The organism is Burkholderia sp. DN3021 (assembly GCF_049805555.1).
GTDB classification, from domain to species: Bacteria; Pseudomonadota; Gammaproteobacteria; order Burkholderiales; family Burkholderiaceae; genus Burkholderia; species Burkholderia pyrrocinia_C.
In genome coordinates, this window is sequence record NZ_JBNCAB010000257.1 from 1 (window position 1) to 782 (window position 782).

Below are 782 nucleotides of genomic sequence, written 5' to 3' on the forward strand. Positions count from 1 at the left end.
CTAGTGTCCCGTTCCGCTGATTCGCGAACAAAGTCTATGCAGCTTTTCGAGGATGGAGTCGGCTGAGGCGGTCCAGACGAACGGTTTGCAGTTTTCGTTGTAGTGGGAAACGAATTGATCGATACGCTTGATCAGTTGTTTGACCGAACTGAACGAGCCTCTGCGGATCGCCTTGTCGGTGATCAACGCAAAGAAGCGTTCGACCTGGTTGAGCCACGAACTGTAGGTGGGAATGAAATGCATGTGCCAGCGGGGGCGTGCCGCGAGCCACGCTTTGACCTTCGGATGCTTGTGACTGCCGTAGTTGTCAACGATGCAGTGCACGTCGAGATCAGCCGAGACGGCCTTGTCGATTTCGCGCAGGAACGACAGGAATTCCTGATGTCGATGGCGTGGTTTGCAGGTGGCGAGTACGGCGCCGTTGAGCACGTTCAGGGCGGCAAACAGCGTGGTGGTGCCGTGACGAACATAATCGTGCGTGACGCCTTCGACGTAGCCGAAGCCCATCGGCAGCATGGGTTGCGTACGCTCGAGCGCCTGGCACTGGCTCTTCTCGTCCACGCACAAGACCAGGGCGTTCTCCGGCGGGCTCAGGTACAGGCCGACCACATCGCGCAATTTCTCGATAAAGAATTGATCGGTCGAGAGCTTGAAGCTTTCGCTGCGATGCGGTTGCAGCCCCAGCAGCTTGAAGTAACGGTGCACACTCGTCGGCGAAATAGCTGTTTCGGCGGCGATCGTACGGACGCTCCAGTGCGTGGAGCCATCCGCGGGTTTGGTGT

The 782-nt window shown here is 57.9% G+C and carries 1 protein-coding gene; it reads right to left on the reverse strand.

Going from position 1 to position 782, the window contains the following annotated elements; all coding sequences use genetic code 11:
- A partial coding sequence (locus ACPUER_RS36960) for an IS630 family transposase (RefSeq protein ID WP_425133605.1) occupies window positions 1-782 on the reverse strand: 782 nt, incomplete at its 5' end.